General features: G+C 61.3%; 16 protein-coding genes and 1 pseudogene. 2 read left to right on the top strand and 15 right to left on the bottom strand.

What is annotated here, in order from left to right; genetic code table 11:
- Positions 1–50: 50 nt before the first annotated feature.
- The 15 genes from AC1RS8_RS07040 to AC1RS8_RS06970 form a co-directional block, all read right to left on the bottom strand.
- Entirely contained in the window at positions 51–2,411 is a 2,361-nt protein-coding gene (locus tag AC1RS8_RS07040) for a tetratricopeptide repeat protein (RefSeq protein ID WP_489340537.1), read from the bottom strand.
- A 224-nt stretch (positions 2,412–2,635) separates the two neighbouring features.
- Entirely contained in the window at positions 2,636–5,149 is a 2,514-nt protein-coding gene (locus AC1RS8_RS07035) for a spermidine synthase (RefSeq protein ID WP_489340538.1), read from the bottom strand.
- Positions 5,150–5,340: 191 nt separating this feature from the next.
- Positions 5,341–6,921 (bottom strand): arylsulfatase, encoded by a 1,581-nt coding sequence (locus AC1RS8_RS07030; protein ID WP_057714984.1) that lies wholly within the window; start codon positions 6,919–6,921, stop codon positions 5,341–5,343.
- A 73-nt stretch (positions 6,922–6,994) separates the two neighbouring features.
- Positions 6,995–8,020, bottom strand: a complete 1,026-nt coding sequence (locus tag AC1RS8_RS07025; RefSeq protein ID WP_057714983.1) for an HAD family hydrolase — start codon at positions 8,018–8,020, stop codon at positions 6,995–6,997.
- The gene (locus AC1RS8_RS07020) at positions 8,017–9,444 is read right to left on the bottom strand and encodes a BatD family protein (protein ID WP_489340539.1); all 1,428 of its coding nucleotides are present in this window, start codon (positions 9,442–9,444) and stop codon (positions 8,017–8,019) included. The genes AC1RS8_RS07025 and AC1RS8_RS07020 overlap by 4 nt, the downstream gene beginning before the upstream one ends.
- Positions 9,441–11,021, bottom strand: a complete 1,581-nt coding sequence (locus AC1RS8_RS07015) for a VWA domain-containing protein (protein ID WP_489340540.1) — start codon at positions 11,019–11,021, stop codon at positions 9,441–9,443. The genes AC1RS8_RS07020 and AC1RS8_RS07015 overlap by 4 nt, the downstream gene beginning before the upstream one ends.
- A gap of 1 nt (position 11,022) precedes the next feature.
- A complete protein-coding gene (locus tag AC1RS8_RS07010) occupies positions 11,023–12,015 on the bottom strand; it encodes a vWA domain-containing protein (protein ID WP_154860080.1) in 993 nt (330 codons plus the stop codon).
- Positions 12,002–12,568 carry a DUF4381 domain-containing protein gene (locus tag AC1RS8_RS07005; protein ID WP_090455050.1) on the bottom strand — a complete coding sequence of 189 codons (567 nt, stop codon included), beginning with the start codon at positions 12,566–12,568 and terminating at the stop codon, positions 12,002–12,004. Before AC1RS8_RS07005 ends, AC1RS8_RS07010 begins: the two co-directional genes overlap by 14 nt.
- Positions 12,565–13,500, bottom strand: a complete 936-nt coding sequence (locus AC1RS8_RS07000; protein ID WP_057714978.1) for a DUF58 domain-containing protein — start codon at positions 13,498–13,500, stop codon at positions 12,565–12,567. The genes AC1RS8_RS07005 and AC1RS8_RS07000 overlap by 4 nt, the downstream gene beginning before the upstream one ends.
- Positions 13,497–14,477 carry an AAA family ATPase gene (locus AC1RS8_RS06995; RefSeq protein ID WP_489340541.1) on the bottom strand — a complete coding sequence of 327 codons (981 nt, stop codon included), beginning with the start codon at positions 14,475–14,477 and terminating at the stop codon, positions 13,497–13,499. Before AC1RS8_RS06995 ends, AC1RS8_RS07000 begins: the two co-directional genes overlap by 4 nt.
- A gap of 8 nt (positions 14,478–14,485) precedes the next feature.
- Positions 14,486–15,433 (bottom strand): SphA family protein, encoded by a 948-nt coding sequence (locus AC1RS8_RS06990; RefSeq protein WP_090455053.1) that lies wholly within the window; start codon positions 15,431–15,433, stop codon positions 14,486–14,488.
- 12 nt (positions 15,434–15,445) lie between these two features.
- Positions 15,446–16,849, bottom strand: coding sequence for a DUF1254 domain-containing protein (locus tag AC1RS8_RS06985; protein WP_090455054.1), 1,404 nt, complete (start codon positions 16,847–16,849; stop codon positions 15,446–15,448).
- A gap of 27 nt (positions 16,850–16,876) precedes the next feature.
- Complete coding sequence (locus AC1RS8_RS06980; RefSeq protein ID WP_090455055.1) at positions 16,877–18,328, bottom strand: DUF1254 domain-containing protein; 1,452 nt, start codon at positions 18,326–18,328, stop codon at positions 16,877–16,879.
- An 11-nt stretch (positions 18,329–18,339) separates the two neighbouring features.
- Positions 18,340–19,131, bottom strand: coding sequence for a hypothetical protein (locus AC1RS8_RS06975; protein ID WP_090455056.1), 792 nt, complete (start codon positions 19,129–19,131; stop codon positions 18,340–18,342).
- Positions 19,132–19,495: 364 nt separating this feature from the next.
- Entirely contained in the window at positions 19,496–19,921 is a 426-nt protein-coding gene (locus AC1RS8_RS06970; RefSeq protein WP_057714975.1) for a YciI family protein, read from the bottom strand.
- A gap of 177 nt (positions 19,922–20,098) precedes the next feature.
- On the opposite strand from AC1RS8_RS06970, the pseudogene AC1RS8_RS06965 reads away from it, so the two are divergent.
- Positions 20,099–20,541, top strand: a pseudogene (locus tag AC1RS8_RS06965) (SRPBCC family protein).
- Positions 20,542–20,688: 147 nt separating this feature from the next.
- Complete coding sequence (tpx, locus tag AC1RS8_RS06960; RefSeq protein WP_090455058.1) at positions 20,689–21,189, top strand: thiol peroxidase; 501 nt, start codon at positions 20,689–20,691, stop codon at positions 21,187–21,189.
- Positions 21,190–21,273: the final 84 nt, after the last annotated feature.

Genomic DNA, 21,273 nt, shown 5'->3' with positions numbered 1-21,273 from the left:
GTCGCCTGTAACGCCATCGCGAGCAAGCTCGCTCCTACAAGAATCTCCCGTCATTTCAACGCCGGATCCCCCATGTTCATTTTCTTCCAGCCCTGCAACAGCACTTGCGCCTTGGGCTCCTGGCCGTTGTCCAGGTAATACTGGATCAACGACAACCGGGCATTGCGATTGGCCGGCTGCACCTTCAACAGCCGTTCCAGTTCGGCGCACGCCTGGTCAATCTTGCCGCTGTCATGCAGGGCCACTGCCAGCACATAGCCGAACTGCCCGCTCTGGGGATCCAGTTGCGCGGCCTTGCGCAGGTACGGCATGGCTTGAGCGGCCTGGCCCGCACGAATCAGCGCCAGGCCCTGAGTGTGTTGCAGCAGGCCAGAGTCGGGGTGGTCCTTGAGGCTTTGCGCCAGCAGGGCATGGGCTTCCTGACTGCGACCGTTGGCCTCCAGCCATTGCACCAGGGTGACCAGCGCCGGGTAGAAGTCCGGATCGCGCTGCAGGGCGGTACGCAGCAAAGCTTCGACTTCTGCGCTGCGGCCATCGGCCTGATAGAGCATGGCCAGGTTCAGGTTGGCCTCGGCGCGCTCGGCCAGACTCTTTTGCACCGCTTCGTACTCGGCAATGGCGGCATTCCAGGCGTCCTGGGCGCTGCCCAAGCCATTGCGTGCGACGCTGAGCAGGTCCCGGGCGACGGCGATGCGTACAGCCCGCACCGGGTCGCTCAGCAACGGTGTCAGCAATGGCGCGCGCTCCGCAGGCGGCAGGAAGGCACTGACCGCCCGCACCGCGCTCTCGCGGACTTGCGGCGCCGGGTTGCCCAGGTCCCTGGTAGCCAGTTTCAACGCCTGTTCGCTCGGGTACGCCGGCAGTTCGGCCAGCAGCGTCGCGCGCTGAATCGCCGGCAGGTTGCTGCGTTGCAGTTGCTCGAACAACGCCTGCGCGGCGCCGGGCTGGCCGTTGCGAATCAGCCACAGGCTTTCGTCGTAGCGAGGGGCTTGTACCGCGCTGGCGTTGGCGGTGTTCCACAGCTTGAACTGCTCGGTGACCTTGTCGCCGGCCTTGCCTTTGTGGCAGGTCAGGCAGGCGTCAGGTGTACCGAGTTTCTTAGCTCGCTCAGGATTGGGAATGCTGAAGCTGTGGTCATGCCGCAAGTCGTTGCCCATGTAGAACTTGCCGGGCATGTGGCAATCCACGCACTGCGAACCCGGCTGGCCCATGGTGTGGCGAGTGTGTTCGATGGAATCGTAGTTTTTCGCTTGCAGGCCATTGCCGTCGACGCCTTCCACGGTGGTTTTGCCAGCGGTGTTGTGGCATTGCAGGCAAACGCCGTTGCCGGGTGCCTTCAACTGTGTGCTGTGGGGGTTGTGGCAGTTGCTGCAACGCACGCCCTTGTCGAACATTTTGCTCTGGGCAAAGGAGCCGTGCTCGAACACTTCGTCCTTGATCTTGCCGTCCAGCGCGTACAACTCGCGGGTCAGGACGCTCGGCAGGTAGTCGTCCATCAGCCGTTTGCCGACCGTGTAGCCATCGTCCAGGGGCGCGCGGCGAGAGTGGCAGCGGGCGCAGGTTTCGATTTCGACGGTGGCGTTCTTGTCCTTGAGGTCGACGGCAAAGCCTACGTGGATCAGGTCGGTTTTCTTCGCGGTCCATTCCAGGTGATTGGACGCCGGGCCATGGCAGGCCTGGCAGCCGACACCGAGGCTGTTCCAGTGACTGTCGAAGGTGTTTTTCGCCGCATCGAAATTGCGCTTGTAACCGGTGGTGTGGCACTCGACGCACATGAAATTGGCGTTCTGGCTCGGCTTGCTCCAGTGCAACGGGTTCTTGAAGGTCACGCCCTGACCCGGATAGAGGTGAAACCAGCGCTGCTTCTCGGTATCCCAGGCCACGCCGAGGGCCTGGAGCCGGCCTTCGCCGACCTCGATCAGGTATTGCTGCAAGGGGGCGATGCCAAAGGTGTAGGCGACTTTGAAATCGGCATTCTTGCCATCGATACCCGGCGTGTTGACCCAGAATTCGTCGCCTTTGCGCGAGAACACCGTGGTCTCTTTTTCGGCCTTGAAGGTGACGTTGTTGAAGTCGCCGAGCAGGGTGTCCGCGTTGGCTTGCTGCATCGCCAGTTGGTGATGGGAGCCTTGCCAGTCCTTGACCTGCTCGCCGTGGCAGCCCTGGCATTGTTGCTCATCGACCATTTTCGCAGGCTTGACAGCGACCGGTTGCGGTTTGGCCGGTTGTATGGCAGGCGCGCTGACGGGGACTGGTTTGAGCGGCGTCGGTGTACTGCCCAGCAAAAACCAGCCAATACCCGCCACAGCCAGCAGCAGGATGCCGATGGTGACAGGGAACAGATAACGGTTGATCAGGGTCGGTTGCGAATCAGGGTTTGGGGTTGCAGCTTTATTTTTATGTTTCGGCATTACGACTTCCATGGTCCAGGTGCGATTGCCTTGCGGCGCGCGATGACGCTCGATGCAGCTTTGCCGGATGACCGGCGTGTGTCAAATGGCGGATGTTGTGAAGCTGATGCCCCCATCGCGAGCAAGCTCGCTCCCACAGGTCTTGTGTCGTGCACAAATGTTGTGATCGACACCGAACCTGTGGGAGCGGGCTTGCCCGCGAAGGCGATCTGTCAGGCGCCGCATCACTCCCCGACAAACCACCGGTAATACGGATTCCCGGAATCCCCACGCATCACCTCGCGCATATCCCTGGCCCAAGCGTCACGGTTTCCGTCGTACGCATGCAGGCTCGCCCGATAGAACTGCATCAGGCGTTGCTGGTGGACGTTCATGCGCTCGATGAACCCGGCGTCGGCGTTCAACACGGCTGGCGGCTGGTGCAGGGCGAGCAGGGCGGGCAACACGCGGCTGATCTCTTTCGAGCGAACCCAGGGTGCGTACTCGATGCGCGGTTGATCGTCCGTCACCGGTTGCGCATCGCCAGCGAAGTGTTCAAGCCCCTCACGATCAGTCACCCATGTCGCGAGCAATGCTGCGGCCGAACCGACGCCGACATCCTGCAAGGTGCTGCGAACGCTGTCCTGCTGGAAGCGCGCGTTGATCTTTACCGCATCCAGTTCAATCGGCTCCATCGAACCCACCAGCAGCATCTCGTGGAATTCGCTGGTCCACAGGGTCGCGTACGGGAACACGTCGAGGAAGCTGCGCACCAGTGAGCGCGAGTCGTCGATGTTCTGCGTCGGCAGCGGCAGCCATTGGGCGACCAGGCCTTGTTTGTGCAAACGGCTGGAGGCCAGTTGGTAGAAGTCCCGGGAATACAGGTTGACCACGCCGGCAGCGGAGGGCGGTGGCGGCTCGAGAGTGATCAGGTCGTAGCGCTGCGGATTGCGCAGCAGTTCCTGGCGACCGTCACGCAAGCGCACATCGACCCCCGGATCGGCCGCGGCATTGAAATTACCCTTGAACAAGGGGGCTGACTTGACCACCGAAGGCAGCAGTTCGGCGACCACGCGATGTTCCAGGCCGGGATAGCGGGTCAGGGCGCCCGCGGTGATGCCGGTACCGAACCCGATCACCAGTGCCGAGCGCGGCTCACCGTTGTGGATCAGCAGGGGCAGCAGCGCCTGGATCCGCATGTAGCGCAGGGACGGCATGGCGTCACCGGTATTGGATACGCCCTGAATGTACAAACGCTGGAATGCCCTTTCTCCCTTGCCCTGAGTGACCACGGCGACGGTGCCGCCACGGCCTTCTTCGTAGAACGTCAGCGTGCCATTGCGCGCGCCCGGCAGCAGGCTGGCGAGCTTGTTGACCGGCGTGAACACGGCGAGCGCCAGGGACACCAGGCCGATGGCAATCACCGCCTGACGCCGGCCTTTCTTCACACCATGGCCCTTGCGCACGGCGAGGTACGCGATACCGGCGGCAATCAGCGCCAGCAGGCCCAGGGTCCGTACCAGACCCAGCATCGGGATCAGGACAAAGCCGCAGAGCATCACGCCGACAATCCCGCCAAGGGTATTGAACGCGACGACTTCGCCGACATGGCGCCCCACCTGTTCGCCGCCGACGCTCAAGCGCAGGGCCAAGGGGAACGCAGCTCCCAGCAACAGGGTCGGTACAAACACGATGCTCAAGGCAGCCACCGCAAACCGCGTGCTCATGCCAGCCAGTTCACTGCCGCCCAATGACAATACCCAGGATTCGGCCAGGGTCTGGGCGAGCACCAGCCAGCGTCCGAGCAACGCCACTTCCAGCAAGGCAATCGCGCCGGCTGCGGCAATCAGCACGCCGAACACCCCCCAGGGATCGCGCAGGCGATCGACCCGACGGGCCAGCAGCATGCTGCCCAGGAACAAGCCGGTGAGGTAAGTCGCCAGCACCACGGCAAAGGCGTAGGTGCGGGTGCTCATGAATTGCACGATCGATTGCGACCACACCACTTCGTAGCCCAGGGCTACGCCACCGGCAATGGAGTACAGCCACAGGGCCAGGCGGTCGGGGGCTTTTTCAGTGTGATGTTTCACCGGGGCATCGACGGGTACCCCGCGCTGGCGCTGGAACCACAAGGCCCCAGCGGCGGCCAGCAGGTTCAGCATGGCGGCGGCCAGCGCGCTGCCGCGCACGCCGAGGGTGGCAATCAACACGAACGCGGCGAGCAGGGTGCCGGCGATGGCCCCGGCGGTGTTCGCCGCATACAGCTGCCCGCCGGCCTTGCCCAGGTGTTGCGGGTCAGTGGCCAGGGAGCGAACCAGCACCGGCAGAGTGCCGCCCATCAACAGGGCGGGAATACCCACCAGCGCGAACGGCAGCACCCAGGCCAGCAAGCCCACGTGTGCTTCCAGCCAGGCAAACGGGCTGGCCGCCAGGCTCATGGCAAAGGTCGCAGCGACACCGAGCACGGCCACCAGCACTTCCAGCCCGGCGTACAGCACAACCGGCTGCTGCATCCGGTCCGCCCAGCGCCCGAACAGCAAGCCACCCAAGGCCAGCCCGGCAAAGAACGCGCTGATCCCGGTGGTGATGGCATAGACCTCGACGCCTACGACCAACGACAACTGCTTGATCCACAGCACCTGATACACCAGCGCCGCGGCGCCGGAGACAAACAGCAGCAGGGCGGGGATCAACAGCGCCGGGGAGGCGACTTGCGGGGCAGGTATGGCCGACGATTTGCTGGCGACACGTGAGGTCATTGCGGATTGCCTTTGCAATTCAAGAAAACTGCGACTGTGCGGGCCTCATCTCGGGCAAGCCTGCTCCCACACTGGATCTTCGGTACGACAAAATCCCTGTGGGAGCGGGCTTGCCCGCGATTGGGGCCAATACGGTCCCAACTCGGAAACAGTACCGCTCGCCAATGAAGGCGAGCGGCGGTCCAGCGGTCCTACTGTGCAGCTTTCATTTTTTCAGCGATCTTGGCGTCTACCGCAGCACGGATCTGGTCGATGCTAAAGCTGGCCGGTCTCTGGCTGGGTGGATACTCGATGAAGGTCTGCAGGAACGTTGCCGATTTTTCGACGGCTACAGCCGCCAGGTAGACGTTCTTGGTTTGCCAGTCGTAATACTGGTCAGAAACCACGTCGGCACGTTCATACGGGTCCATGCGCAGGTTGAAGATCTTCGGTACGCGCAAGCATACGAACGGTTCGCTCCAGACCTTGAAGCCGCCCGGTGCGCGCTGTTCGCAGAACACGGCTTTCCAGTTGTCGAAGCGCATCGACACCAGCACGCCGTCATCGTTGAAGTAGTAAAACTCCTTGCGCTCACCTTTGGGCGCCTGGCCGGTCAGGTAGGGCAGTTGGTTGTAACCGTCCAGATGCACCTTGAAGTTGGTGCCGCCGGAAGTCGGTGCCCAACCCTTGAGCAGCTTGGTTTTCACGTCGGCATCGCCAGCGGCGGCCAGCAAGGTCGGGAACCAGTCCATGCCCGAGAACATCTCGTTGGACACTTCGCCCGGCTTGATCTTGCCTGGCCAGCGGACCATCGCCGGAACGCGGTACGCACCTTCCCAGTTGGAGTTCTTCTCGTTGCGGAACGGCGTGGTCGCCGCGTCCGGCCAGGAGAACTGGTTCGGGCCGTTGTCGGTGGTGTAGACGACGATGGTGTTGTCGGTGATTTTCAGGTCATCGAGGGTTTTCAGCAGTTTGCCGACGTCGCCGTCGTGCTCGATCATGCCATCGGCATAATCGTTGCCGGGCATGCCGCTCTGGCCCTTCATCGATTCACGCACGTGAGTGAACAAGTGCATGCGGGTGGTGTTCATCCAGACGAAGAACGGCTTGTCCGCCTTGGCCTGTTTCTCGATGAACGCCTGCGCGGCGGCGGTGGTTTCGTCGTCGATGGTTTCCATGCGCTTGGTGTTCAGCGGGCCGGTGTCTTCGATCTTGCCATCGGCGAAGCTGTGGATCACGCCGCGCGGCGAGTAGGCCTTGACGAACGCGGGGTCGTCCTTGGGCCAGTACGGACGCTCGGGTTCTTCTTCGGCGTTGAGGTGATACAGGTTGCCGAAGAATTCGTCGAATCCGTGGTTGGTCGGCAGGTATTCATCTTTGTCGCCCAGGTGGTTCTTGCCAAACTGACCGGTGGCGTAGCCTTGGGACTTGAGGGCCTGGGCGATGGTGATGTCGCGTTTTTGCAGGCCGACCGGGGCACCCGGCATCCCGACTTTCGACAGCCCGGTACGTAGCGCCGACTGTCCGGTGATGAATGTCGACCGGCCGGCGGTGCAGCTGTTCTCCGCATAGTAGTCGGTGAACATCATGCCTTCTTTGGCAATCCGGTCGATGTTCGGAGTCTTGTAGCCGACCACGCCCATGGAGTAGGCGCTGATGTTGGTCTGGCCAATATCGTCGCCGAAGATCACGAGAATGTTGGGTTTCTCAGCGGCCCCGGCGGTTGCCGAAAACGCCATGACCGTAGTCGCCACCAAGGCGAGTTTCGGTATCCACTTACGTATGCGAGTCATCTGACTGGCTCCTTATGCTCACTTGCGTCGCGTGCTGCGACAAACGTTTATTGCGGTCCTGCGTAACGTCTTTTTATTGCACTTGCTCGGAAGTGGCGGCATCGAACGGGTAGATACGACGCCATTCGGACGCCATGTCGACGACCGTCCAGCCACGCTTGTTTGCTTCGTCCAGGGCCTTGTCCAGACGACCGATCTGCGACTGCCGGTCGTATGCCCATTCGCGTTTGGCGTCGGTGTGATGCACCAGGCCCATGAATCGTTTGCCGGGACCGTCGGCGGTCCACTGGAGCATTTGCAGGTCGCCGTCGGAGTTGCCGAAGGCGAGGATTGGCCGACGACCGATCACCGCGTCGATGCTTTCCGGTTTGCCCGGGCCATCGTCGTTGTGGGCCAGTTTCGGCGTGCGCAGGATCGACGCCTTGCCATCCTTGTATTCAAAGCTGGTAACGAAGGTCGTGCCGATAACCTGCTCGGGCGGTACCCCATAGACCTTCTCGGCGAAGGCTCTCATGAACCCGGTGTCGCCACCGGAGACGATGTAGGTCTTGAAGTCTTTGCCGCGCAGGTAGTCGAGCATCTCCAGCATCGGCTGGAAGATCATTTCGGTGTACGGCTTGCCGGTTTTCGGATGCCTGGCCTGACTCAGCCAGGTCTTGGCATAGTCATCGAACGCTTCGGTGGTCATGCCGGTGTGGGTCGCACCGAAGATCTTCAGCAGGCCCTCCATGCCGGTGGCGGCCAGCGCCTTGTGATCGTTTTCCAGCACGGCCTGGAACGGCTGGGTGGTTTTCCATTCCGGGTGCTGCGGCGCGGTGCGTTTGACTTCTTCCAGGGCGAACAGCAACTCGAAGTACATCGGTTGCTCGCTCCACAAGGTGCCGTCGTTGTCGAACACGGCAATGCGGTCCTCGGGTTTGACGAAGTCCTTGCTGTTTTGATCGGTGACCGTCTGCACGAACTCGATGATCTGTTTTTTCGACGGACCGTCGTTCCAGGAGGGCAGTGGCTCGGCTGCCTGCACCAGCAGCGGCAGGCTCAAGGCCAGGGTCAGCAAAAACTTGAAGCCCGGGTGGCGAAACGTCATCGGATTTGTCATGGGAATTCCTTCTCGTGAACCGGGTTGAGTGGGCGCAGGGCAGGTGCGACTGATTCCCTGTTACGCTCGGCCTGACTATGCAGCGTAGACAAGGATTCCCTGATTTGGCGCAGCGCCTGGTCTTTGTCCGGTTCGCGGCCATAACAGGCGCGCAGGAAGGTTTGCAGGCGCGGGCCGAGGCCGGTCAGTTTCAGGCCCCGGCGGCTGCGTCGGGTCCACAGGTACAGGGCGCTGAGTTGCGCCGGTTTGCCTTCGATCTGCGGCGGGATCTGCCGCCACGCGTAGTCGGCGGACTCCAGCCAGGCGGCATGTCGGGCGCGGCGTCGGGCTTGCCACTTGAGGTGCGTGCGGTGTACGAGCGGGCGACTGAACCAGCCGAGTGCCATTACCGCCAACACCAGTGTCAATAGTCCGAACCAGTGCCCGGAAAGGTGCAGGCGATTCTGCTGGCCGAGTTTTTTCAGATCTTCGGTGATGGAAAACACCGGCTTGTAGGCGCTGTTGGCCACCGCGTCGAAGGTCACGGCAGGCACCGTGGCCGTGCGGGTTTGCTGGCTGCTGGCATCCCACCATTTGATTTCGACGGAAGGCAGGCTGTAATGGCCTTCGGTGTCGATTCGATAAGTCACGCTGTCGATGCGCTGGCCGCCATTGAAGTTGCCGCGACCGTCATCCAGATTGCGGATCTGCGGTGCTTTCGGGTAGCGGCTCAGGCCCTTGATGACATCCTGCGTCGGTGTCGGCAGTGACATGGCCAGGGCACCGTCGGCCTGCAAGGTCAGTTCCCGGGTGATGCTGTCGCCGACCTTCAGCGGCGTGGCCGAATTGACGGTCTTCTGGGTAAACCGCAGCCCTTGAGCCACCAGCACTGTCTCACCGGGCTGGAACCCCGGTGGTTGCGCGGCATTGAAATGCAAAGGCTGGCTTTGGGCGCTGAGTTCGTGGCTGGCCTGACCCGGTGTGGCTTGTACCGTCAGCGCCGGAATGTCGTAGCCTTGGGCCAGGTTCGGGGTGATCAGGTAGCTGTAGCGCATTCCGCTGAAGGACTGGCCGTCGAAGGTCTGGTTGATGTGCTGGGCATGGCCGTCCGGTGGCATCACCAATGCGCCGGGCAGCTTCAGGTCGGGCAGGGTGGGGGCGCTGGTGAACCAGGAGTCGGTGAAGACATCGAGTTGCAACTTGACCAGGCTGCCGACCATGACGGGGTCGGCGGGTTGCAGGGTGGCCTGGACTTTCAACTGAGGGTCGGCGGCGAATGTGTTGAGGCTGATCAGGCTAATGAGCAGGGCGCAGAGTGTTGTGGTGATTGATCTGGCGCCATCGCGAGCAGGCTCGCTCCTACAGTGGATTTGTGGGGTGCTTGGATCAAATGTGGGAGCGGGCTTGCCCGCGATGGCAGCGACTCGGTCCTGAAGGTAGGTCATGGCTTGACCCCCGCCTGATCCTGCAAGCTGAATTTCTGCTTGAGGAATTTCGCCGGCGATGTGGTGAGATTCTGCAACCATTGCTCATCCGAGGCCGCTTGCTGGGTTTCCACCTTTTTGCTTTGGCCTTTACCCGGCGCCTTGTCCATCTTGATTTCGTCGGGTTTGACCTCTGGCGTGTTTTTCTCGGCGCTTTCGGTGTCTTTCTGCAAGGCAATGGCCAGGGCCAGGTTGGCCGTGGCTTCCGGAAACTGCGGTTGCAACTTCAGCGACTGGGTATAGGACGCGATGGCCTGATCGAACTTGAAGCGGCGCACGTAGATGTTGCCCAGGTAGAAATACGCCTGCGGTGTATCGAGCCGAGCGAAGCTGGCCAGTGCCAGGTCGAAATCGGCGGCGTTGTAGGCGGCCACGCCTTTCCAGTACGGATCGACAAATAGCGCCGCCGCCTGAGGGTAGTGCTCATGTTCGAAGGCCCAGCGACCTTGCTGGTCGCGGGTGAAAAAGGCATCGGTCAGCGCGTTGGCCTGTGCCGGCGCCGGTTGCAGGCCCAAGCCCACCGCCAGCAGTAGTGCAGCCATCCAGTTCAGGCTCCAGCCCCTGCGTACGCTGAAGAAGGCGAGCAACAACAGCGGCCAGCACAGCCAGTAACCGGCGTCTTTCCAGTGCAATTCGCGCTGCTCGTCACTGGCTGCCTGGAAGTGCTGCTCGGCGTGCAGTGCGATCCAGTCCAGATCGTCATCGTTGAGGGTCAGGCTGCCCAGCGGGGCGTCCAGCGTTGAGGCAAGCTGCTTGAGGGCGTCCTGATCGAAGCTGCCGAGTTGCGGGCGACCGTCGCTGTCGGTGCGTGGCTGGCCGCTGGCATCGCGGATGATCCCGCCGTCGCTGCTGCCGGCCGCCAATATCAGCACTTGCAGCGCACTGTCTGCCAGTTGCTTGTCCAGCCCGGCCAGTGCCGAGATGTCGGCGCCATCGGTGATCAACAGCAGGGTGCCGGGCGTTTTCTCGGCGGCGAGCAGGCGCTTGGCCTGATCGATGACCGCGCTGACATTTTTCCCCGGTTTGCTGATCAGGTCGGTGCTCAGGGCCTGAATGAACGTATCGAGCAGCGCCGGGTCGTCGGTGGCGGGCAACACCAGATGCGCGCTGCCGGCGTAGGCAATCAAGGCATTGCGCGAACCGGCGCGGCGCTGGATCAAGTCGTGGAGCTTGTGCTTGACCGCTTCCAGGCGACTGGGTGGAACGTCGCTGGCGTCCATGGAGGGCGACAGGTCGATGGCAATGATCAGCGGCGCACGGTTTTCCAGAAAGTCCGGCCGATCCTGTTCCCAGGTCGGCCCGGCGGCGGCGATGGCGCCCAGTACCAGCAGCGCACATACCAGGTGCACGGGACGCAGGCGTTGCCGGTCCTGCGGGGTGATCAGCAGATGCGGCAGCAGGTGCGCGGCGATGTTGCTGCGCAAGCGCCGTTGCAGGTCCTGGTTGCGCCGCCACAGCAATGGCAGCAATGCGCCGAACACCGCGAGCAACAGCCACAGTGGGCGCAGGAAATGGAAGTCGCTGAGGTTGATGTCCATGTCAGGCTTCCTGCCGTTGACGGGCGAGCATCAGCCGTGGAAGCAGCAGGGCGCCCAGGTGATAAAGCGCCAGCAGGGCAATGGCAGCGCCCAGCGGCCACCAGAACAGATCGCGTTTGGGCTGGTGGCTGAGGGTTTTCACCTGATGCGGGGTGAGTTTGTCCAGGGTGCTGTAGACCTGATCCAGGGCATTGCGGTCTTCGGCGCGGAAGAAACGCCCGCCCGTGGCTTGGGCAATGTCCTGCAAGCCTTGCAGGTTGACCCTGGCTTCGCCCTCGGCAGTCGGGTCGCCGATACCGATGGTGTGAATCACCACGCCTTTGGCCGCGGCCATGGCGGCCGCGTGATCCGGGGTGATGGCGCTGCTGGTATCATTGCCGTCAGTGAGCAGGATCAGCACTTTTTCCTGCTCGTGGGCCTGGGCCAGCAGTTTCAGGCTCAGGCCGATGGCGTCGCCGATGGCGGTGTTGGGGCCGGCCATGCCGATGCCGGTGTCGTCCAGAAGTAGCGACAGGCTGGCGTGGTCGAGGGTCAGCGGTGCCTGCGGATAGGCACCTGTGCCGAACACGATCAGTCCGATTCGATCGTCTTTACGTTTGTCGATGAACCCGTGTACCACTTCCTTGACTGCGGCCAGGCGATTGATTTTCTGGCCGTTGGCGTCGGTGAAATCGGTGGTTTCCATCGACTGGGAAATGTCGATGGCCAGCATCAGGTCTCGCACCGGCTGCTGGCGCTCGATGGGTTTTTCCACCAACACCGGCCGACTTGCCGCCACCAGCAACAGCGTCCAGACCAGCAGATTCAGGAGCAATTGCCAGCCGTTGCTGCGGGTGCCGGCCTGGCTCGGTGCCTGGCCGACGGCGCGGCTCATCGCCCCGAAAAACGGTACACGCACGGCGCTGCGCGCTTCGCGGTAGTCGGACAGGTAGCGATAGCCGAACCACGGCAGCGGCAGCAGGATCAGCAGCCAAGGGTAATCAAGCTGCCACATGATGGCGCTCCACCCAGGTTTTGCAGGTGCTGAACAGCTGTTGGCGCTGTTCATTGGGCATGGCCCGCAATGTTGCGTCGGGGGCGTAGGCCAGCAGCGACAGTTGTTGGCTGAAGTCGACGGGTAGCGGCTGTTTACTGTGCCGCTGCAAAAATGCCTGCCAGTCCTCTTTCCCCAACCCCGCTGGAGAGTCCTGTGGGAGCGAGCTTGCAATCAAAGGTGGTGGTGACTGACCGGACGCCATCGCGAGCAAGCTCGCTCCCACAGGTTTTGCGTAAGGCATAGAGATCGCGACCCGTTTGAGCAGCTCCGGAAGCTCACGCAACGCACTCAGGTCATTGCTGCGCTGCTGCAATTCCTCCAGCCGCACCAACGCCTCGCGCCGATAGCGATCGCGCCGCCATTGCCGGTAGCGCCGCGCACCGGTCACCACCAACGTAACGATCAACAACGTCAGCAACGCCCACCACCCCCAGGTTTGCGGTGCATAACTGACCGGCACCGGCAGCGCCATTTCCTTGAGCTGGTCGATGCTCGGGATAGCGGGATTCATCGGCGCCCTCCGGTAAGCTTGCCCAGTTCGGCGCGCAGTTGTTCGTGGGCTTCTGTTGCGGTGCTGAACATCATCAGTGGCACCTGGCTGCGGCGCAGCAAAGTCGCGACATCCTTGAGCCGCCCGCTGAGAAAATCCCCAAGCGGCTGGTGCACCTGTTGCCGATCCACCGCCAGCTCCACCTGCAATTGCCCCTGGGTGACCAGCACGCGGCCGTTTTTCGGCAGGTTAAGCGCCAGCGGGTCATACACCTGCATGGCAATTACATCGTTGTGCGCCGCCAGTTGCCGCATCAGTTGCAAGGTGCGTTCGCCGGCCCCGGCGAAGTCGCTGACGATGCAGATCAGGTGATCGTGACCGGCCACGGCCAGGCAATGCTGCAGGACCTTGTCGAGCCGGTCTTCGCCCTCGGCGTCCGGGTTGGCGGCATTGAGCGCCTGGTTCTGCTGGGCGATGCGGCTGCACAGCGCTTCGATCCGTTTGCGGCTGCGCAGCGGGGCGATGCTGTCGATGCGTTGATCGTTGAAGACCAGTCCACCGACGCGGTCGCCGGCGTTGAACACCATCCACGCCGCCAGGGCGCCGAGCTCGGCGGCGACCGCCGATTTGAAGCTGCGTTGCGAACCAAAGAACATCGACATACGCTGGTCGACGAGGATCAGCGCCGGGCGGTCGCGCTCTTCGGTGAATGTCCGTACCACCGGTTTGCCGGTGCGCAGGGACGCGCGCCAGTCGAGGTGACGCAAATCGTCCCCCGGTTGATAGCGCCGCAGTTCATCGAAGTTCAGGCCCCGGCCACGCAAACGCGAAGCGTGGTTGCCGGCCAGGATGCTGCCCTGGGGCTGACGCGCCAGAAAGCTCAGGTCACGGGCCTTGAACTCCAGGGCCATCAACTGCGCCAGAGAGACATACACCAGGCCGTCGGTGTTCACGCAGGAATCGCCACTTTATCGAGCAGACGGTCGAGCACCTGATCGGCGCTCACACCATCGGCCACCGCGTCGTAGCTCAGTTGCAGACGATGGCGCAGCACCGGGTGCACCACGGCGCGGACGTTGTCCGGAGAAACGAAATCCTGACCCTGCAACCAGGCGTCCGCCCGGGCGCAGCGGTCCAGACCGATGCCGCCGCGAGGGCTGGCGCCGATGCTGATCCAGCGCCCGAGGTCGGCGTCGTAATCGGCCGGGTGGCGAGTGGCGTTGATCAGGTCGATCAGGTAGCGGTCGATGGCCGGGGAGACGTGCACGGCGCTGACTTCACGGCGCGCGGCGAACACCACGTCCTGAGACAACGAGAATCCCTGCACCGCAGCGGTCCTGGCGCCGAGGGCCTGTTCTTCTTCGCGCAGCAGACGCAGCACTTGGCTTTCGTTTTCCGCGCTCGGGTAATCGAGCAACACCTTCATCAGGAAGCGGTCCATCTGCGCTTCCGGCAGCGGGTACGTGCCTTCCTGTTCGATCGGGTTCTGAGTCGCTACCACAATGAACAGTTCCGGCAGCGCATGGCTGTTGCCGGCCACGGTAATCTGGCGTTCTTCCATGGCTTCGAGCAATGCCGCCTGGACCTTGGCCGGTGCACGGTTGATTTCGTCGGCGAGAATCAGGTTGCCGAACAGCGGGCCGGGCTGGAAGCGGATTTCGTTCTTGCCTTCGACCTGATGCAGCACCTCGGCGCCGGTGATGTCCGACGGCAGCAAATCCGGGGTGAACTGAATGCGGCTCATCTTCGCGTCCAGGTGTTTGGCCAATGCTTTCACCGTGCGGGTCTTGGCCAGGCCGGGCAGGCTTTCCAGCAGCAGATGACCGTTGGCCAGCAGGCCCACAAGGATTTGTCGAATGACCTGATCCTGGCCGAGCACGGCTTCGGCGATGCTGGCTTGCAGGGCATTGAGGTCGTTGAGTGCGGTCATGGGGTCTCCTAGAAAAACGCCAGGGTCATGTTGACGCTGAAACCATTGCCTTCAGGCCGGTTCTTGGTATCGAACTCCGGGACCCAGCGAGCACTGATATTGGCCTGGGCGTCGGCGAACTTGCCGGTCCAGCCCACTGTCGGGCCAGCGCCCACGGAGCGCCCGCGAAAGCCACTGGTTGCGCCGGATCCGGAGTCATCGGTGACCTGCTGGATATAGCCTGCCACCATGCCGGCATTCCAGCCGTTGCCGAATCCATGGGTCCACAGTGCATCGAGGGTGAAAATGTTGCCGTTGCGATAATCCGTGGCGTCGTTCTCGGTGTAGAACTCCAGGCCGCTCGACAGGGTGAATTCGCCGCCCTTGCCATCCAGGTGGGTGAACGCCACGGTAGGCATGAAGGTGTAATTGTTCTGCCCGGGGTTGGCCAGGCGATCGACGTTGTAGGCGCCTGTCGGCACGTAGATCGGCAGCGAGAGCGAGATGTGGTTGAGTTCGTCGAAGTGGTAGCCGGCCGCAATCGGGGTCACCAGCATGTCGGCGAACTGGGTGCCGGTGTCCGAGGTGCCCAGGGTACGGCCACGGGGACCGGTCACGTTGGCGGTGATGTCGGTGTACTGCACTGGCACGCCTATGGCCGATGCATAGTTCCAGGGACCCTTGCCGGTGTCCCAGACATGGGTGAAGTTGGCCATGGTGTAGGAAACCTTCATGTCCAGCCCGGTACTGATGGCACCCACGATCGGCACTTGAGCGCTGCCCTTGAGTTCGCCGTCGTACCAGATGCTGGTCAGGGACATGACCCAACCCGGCTCCGGGGGCACGATCCCGGCGTTGGAAAACACTTGCTGCCCGGTGATGGGGCGACCGACACCGCCCTCGGCCGCCAGTACCAATGGACTACCGCTGACCATGCACAGCGCCAACAAGGGGCGCACTACGAGAGGCCTGAACATGCCTGACTCCGTTTATTGTTTTGGGGTGACAGGAGTCAGCAACGGCATGTGCCATTGGCCGTTGGTGACTTCCGGTTTTGGCAGATACAAACGCAAAATCCCGTAGAACGGACCACCCGGGGCTGGTAGCCAGTTGCTTTGCAGGTCTTTGGCCGGTGCCTTGTGCTGCACGTACAGGGTCAGGCCGCCATCGGCATCGAGCTTGAGGTCGGGCAGCATGCGCGAGTTGATCAGGTAGCGATTGAGCGGGTTGGCCACCAGCAATTTGTTCTTGCCGTCGTACATGGTCAGCGACCAGAACGCATCGGCCGGGGGCAGGGCGCCCTTGTCGAAGTGCAGGGTGTAGTCGGTTTTCGACGCATCGACCGGCTTGCCGTCCTTGTCGACGAAATAACCGATGTAGTTGGCCTCTTCGGCGGAGTTGCCGAAGATCCCCATGTTGGCGCCAGCATAGCGGTACAGATAATTACCCTTGAGGTGATCGCGGGTGCCGAACAGATCGTCGCTGCTGACCTCGTGGGTATCGACTTTGGTGTTCTTGAACTCGGCAAACTCAGCCTTGGCATCGCTGATGCCGTCTTCCAGCGCTTTGCGTTGCTCGGCGCTGAGGTCGGTCAGCTTGAACGGCTTGCCGGCTTCGACACCGATTTTGGCGAAGCGCGCAAGCAGGTCCTTCTCGACATCCTGGGCCGGAGCGAACGACAGCATGAAGTTCAGGTAACGGAACAGGTCCGGGGTTTCGCTCATGGTCGGCGTGGGTTTTGGCCAGTCGATCTTCGGCGCGGCAGGCGGGGTTTTGCGTTTATCGTAATGGCTCAGGCTTTCAACCTTGTAACCCTTCTGGATCTGCCTGACCTTGGCCAAATCCTTTTCATCGAATAGCTGGGTGCGATACAGCGCATAGGCAATGTTGCTTTCACTGCGTAGCAAACGGTCGATGTTCAGCGGTTGCTGGCCCTGCCAGTTCGGCCCGGCGACCATGAAGTGGCCGCCGTTGTTGCCGGTGCTGCGGGTGCCCAGGTACGCAAAGTTCTGCGTGTAGGCATCAATCAGCTGCACCGAGTAGTAGCGGTGTTCTTCGATGGCCGGCAGGGTCAGTACCACCGGCTCGGCGCGCAAATCCATCCAGACGAAGGAGTAGGGCGTGTCGGCATTCGGCGTGACGAACGCGGTGTCCCTGGCGGTGAAAGCCTTGGCCGTGTTGCCGATCTGGTTGAACGGCGCCTTGAAGTTCGGGCTCTTCCTGTCCACGGCCTGGGTGTAGAGCGTCTTGTACATCTCTACCACCGGGAAGCCGTACAGATAGGCTTCCCTGGCAATGCCCCGGGCTTCTTCCGGGGTGGCGGTGAAGTCGGCCCAGGCACTGGTACTCAGGGCAAGGGTCAGGCCGGTCAGCAGCAAATTGCGGTTATTCATCGTACTTCCTTGGTGAATGTCCGGGCGTCATTCAACGGCCGTGATGTCGTCGAGTTTCCAGCTCTTGTCGAAATAGGCTTCGGTCGGGGCATACAGGCGGAAGTAGCTGAACCAGTGTTTGCCCGGCAGGGTTTGCACCCAATTGCTCTCGAAGCCTTGTGGCGCGGTCGGACCGAAGTACAGGTCCGCCGAGCCATCGGCGTACTTTTTCAGATCTTGACGGGACGACAAATCGGCCTTGCGCTGCGGGTTGTCGATCAGGCAGCGGCTGGCGATGTCGTATACGGTCATCGACCAGAACTGCTTGGCCGGCGGGTTGGCGCCGACGTGCAGGCGATAGCTCTTGCCGCCGTCGAGCCAGTTGCCCTTGGCGTCGGTGTAGGCACCGAGGTAGGTCTGGCCCAACCCCGGGGTCTTCGAAACCATGCCTTTAGTGTTGGTCACTGCCTCGTAAAACCAGGCACTGCGTTCCCACAGCTGGTCATAGTAGGCGACGCGCTGTGATGGCTCGGCGATGTTCAGCACGGTGTCCCACTGCCGGTCCGGCCAGTACTGGGCACCGGGGAAACGCTTGGCGAAGGTATTGGCCTTGGCGATCAGCTCACCGACCTCCGCGCCTTGTTCCAGGGCATTGCGCTGGGCTTCGGTGGGATTGAACGGCTTGTCCTTCTCGATCCCAAGGCTGGCGAGCATGGCCATGTAGAAACGGTCGCGTTCGTTGACCGGTTCCTTCTGAATGATCTGGTGCAAGCGTTCCCAGTATGCGAGGCCCCGCGGCTGGGTGCCGGACCAGGCTTTGCCTGCGGGGGAGAGCAGTTTGGTCTTGGTCGGCTCGGCGCCTTTGGCGTACGGGTACATCTTGAATTGCTCGACCAGTGCCTTGCCTTTGGCCGGGTCCGGGTCGAGCACACGAAAACCTACCAGCACGTTCATGGTTTCCGACTTGGCCAGGTAATATTTACCGGCATCGGCCGGCGGCTCGGCGCCCGGTGGCAGTACCAGGTACTTGCCGCCCTTGCCTTTGTCCGGACCGGTCTGGCCCATGTCGATGATCGCCCGTTGCCAGAAATCACCAATACCGCCCGCAGTCGGGCCGGGTGGCAGTTCGATCACCAGCGGCCCGGTTTCGTTGAGGTCGACGAAGCCGAGGATGTATGGCGTGGTGGCATTGGCGGTGATCACGCCGAGCTTGTCTTCGTAACTGTTGAGCACCATCAGGTCGCCGCTGCGGGCGCCCAGCTTGTCGCGGAACTCTTCCTGCCATTGCGCGTAAGACACCAGCGGCAACGCCCAGAGGTAACTCTGAGTCGCTTGCTGGAAATCCAGTTCGGCATACAGTCTGGCAATGGATTCATGGGCCGGCATTTCGCCCTCCATGGCGATTTTGCCGATACGGGTGTCCAGGTCCTGGGCACCGACCCCGCAACTGACGAACATGGTCATCAGGCTGAAACCGGCTGCGCGAATGGCACCGTGCATAGAGAGAATCCTTATTTGCCGAAGGTCACGTTGATCCCTGCGTACAGCGTGAACTGCGGCAGGCCTTTGCCTTTGTGATCCACGGTCCATTGCGGTTCAACAAAGGCGTTAATGATATTGCTGCCGGATTTCCACGCTTTGCCGCCACCCAAACCGATGGGGATGTAGTGCGTGTCGTTCTTCAGATCGAATGTCCAGGTGCCGGTGGAACGCAGGTACCAGCCCTTTTCCAGGTTGTGGATGATGAACGGCTGGAAGGTCGCAGATTCCACGTGAGGGCGGTCGTGATCACCGGCGAACGAACTCTGGTATTGCACCAGTGCGCCGAGGAGTCCGCGCGGCGAGGAGTCGATGGCGATGGCGGACAGGCCGGCCTGCCATTTGCCAGTTCCCAGTTCATCCTGCTCGGCGGTCGGCGCAGTGATTTGCGGGCCGATGCCCAGCTGCACGCCTTCGGTCTTGAGCAGGAAAATGTCGAACACGTTCAGGTCGCCGATGCCGGTGCTGTAGCCGTTGTGCGGATCGGGTCGGGTGCTGACGGGGAGCGTGACGCGCAGCAACTGCGGGACGCCTATGACGTCATTGGCTGCCATCGGAAGGGCGCCGCGCAGCAGCGCATCATTGGTGTGAGCGTTGGTATCGAACAGCTTGGGTGTGTAGTAATCCTGCAGGTTTATACCGGGTGCCAGGTTCAGCGGGTTGTTGCTTTTGTTGGCGGTCTCGGCGTTATCCGCGTGAGCACAAAAAGCAGGTGCGAATGAAGTCACCCATACAAAGGCGTACTTCCGCAAATTCTTAGACATTAATCCCCCCGTTCCCTGGTGGCTGATTGGGCAGACGGCCCCTGAATCTGGCCGTAACTGCGTAATCCCTTTCCGATCAAGCCTGTAGGACTCGTCAGATGAACTTAGCAGTTAACTGCGGGTTAACCAGTAGGAAGGATTAATTCTTTCGTTTTATGGGCAGTTTCTCGTTAATTTCGTGTACTAAAAAGTTAATACGGATCAAGCGTTTGCCCAAACAAGTTAAGTAGCTGTCTAGCCGATGCAGGAGCGATCCTGCTCGCGAAGGCGGCCTGTCAGTCAATATATGCGTTGGATATGACGACCTCTTCGCGAGCAGGCTCGCTCCCACAGGAAACTCAAGCAATAGCCGGTTCAGTCAACCTCAGTTCTTCTTCGCCTGTTCCCAAACCCGCTGTTCCTGCTCGCGCAGTTCCGGTGTGAACTCTGCACCAAAATCTTCCGCTTCAAACACCTGGCGAATCTCGATCTCGGCCTCGGTGCCCGGCATCGGGTTGGGGCAGCGCTTGACCCATTCGATGGCTTCTTCCTTGGACTTCACTTTCCACAACCAGAAACCGGCAATCAGTTCCTTGGTTTCGATGAAGGGGCCGTCGATCACCGTGCGTTTGTCACCTGAAAACTTTATACGAGCGCCTTTGCTGCTCGGGTGCAGGCCTTCGCCCGCGAGCATGATGCCGGCCTTGACCAGTTCTTCGTTGTAGTTACCCATGGCGGTCAGCAGTTCCTGGCTGGGCATCACGCCGGCTTCGGAATCCTGGCTGGCCTTGATGATGATCATAAATCGCATGGTGATGTCTCCGTTGTATTTGAGTGACTCGCTTAATGGTCGAATGGCTGCGTTGCAAATCGACAGCCCCTCGAAAAATTGTCGTAGCAGACACTTTGGCAGGTTTCATTTCGACCGCCATTTCGCTACACCGTATTTCTGGCGCGCCTGTCCAACGATCAAAGGAATGTTTCCTGTATGCCAATTCTGGAACTCACCACACTCATCCCAGGTCGCACGCCCGAACAGGTCCTCGATTTCTGCCTGGAAGGCGTCAATTTCCCAAGGATTTTTCCCGAACGCATTACCCCGCTGGGCGATATCGATCTGAACAACTTGCGGATTGAAGCCGGGCGGCAATTCCGCTTTCGCCACTGGATGTTCAATGTGATTCCGTCGGACTGGACGGTGGTGATCCGTGAAGTCGGTGAAATGCATTTCATCGACGAGATGCTAAAGGGACCGATGCGTGCCTTTCGTCATGAACATCGGGTCGAGGCGGGAGAGGGCGGTACGCTATATACCGACCGGGTGACGTATTCGGCGATGGGGGGGCGCCATTGGAGTGGTTGCTGGTCAATGGCTACATGCGGAGGATTTTCGAGGCGCGACATCGCAATATGCTGCAGTTACTCAAGTAGCACCGCTCCCACAGGATTGTGGGTTGTATCCAGTTTTGTGCTCTGATACATGACAATTTATGTTTGACCATAGGTCGTCGGACAATTTCGTGGTTAACTTCGGCCTCGTCAAAATTCTCCACCACAACGTTCAGAAGGACTCCGTTCATGGCTCAAGTCACTCTCAAAGGCAACCCAGTTCAAGTCAACGGCCAACTGCCACAAGCCGGTTCCAAGGCGCCAGCCTTTTCCCTGGTTGCCGGCAATCTGTCCGACGTCACCCTGAAGAACTTTGCCGGCAAGCGCAAAGTGCTGAACATCTTCCCAAGCGTTGATACCCCGACCTGCGCCACCTCCGTGCGCCAGTTCAACGCCAAGGCCAGCAGCGTCGACAACACTGTCGTGCTGTGCATCTCCGCTGACCTGCCGTTCGCCCAGGCCCGTTTCTGCGGTGCCGAAGGCCTGGAAAACGTACAGAACCTGTCGACCCTGCGTGGTGCCGAGTTCATCCAGAACTACGGCGTGGCCATCGCCGACGGCCCGCTCAAAGGCTTGACCGCTCGTGCCGTCGTGGTTCTGGACGAAAACGACAACGTGCTGCACAGCGAACTGGTTGGCGAAATCGCTGACGAGCCGAACTATGACGCGGCACTTGCTGTTCTGAAATAAGCCGGGCTTTACAATGTTTAACGGCCTGGCCCTGTCCAGGCCGTTTTCATTTGTGTTTCAGTGTCTTGGATAATTCTCCTGTTA

It is taken from the genome of Pseudomonas sp. GW821-FHT12A04 (assembly GCF_058807755.1).
This window is presented reverse-complemented; position numbering and strand designations above follow the sequence as displayed.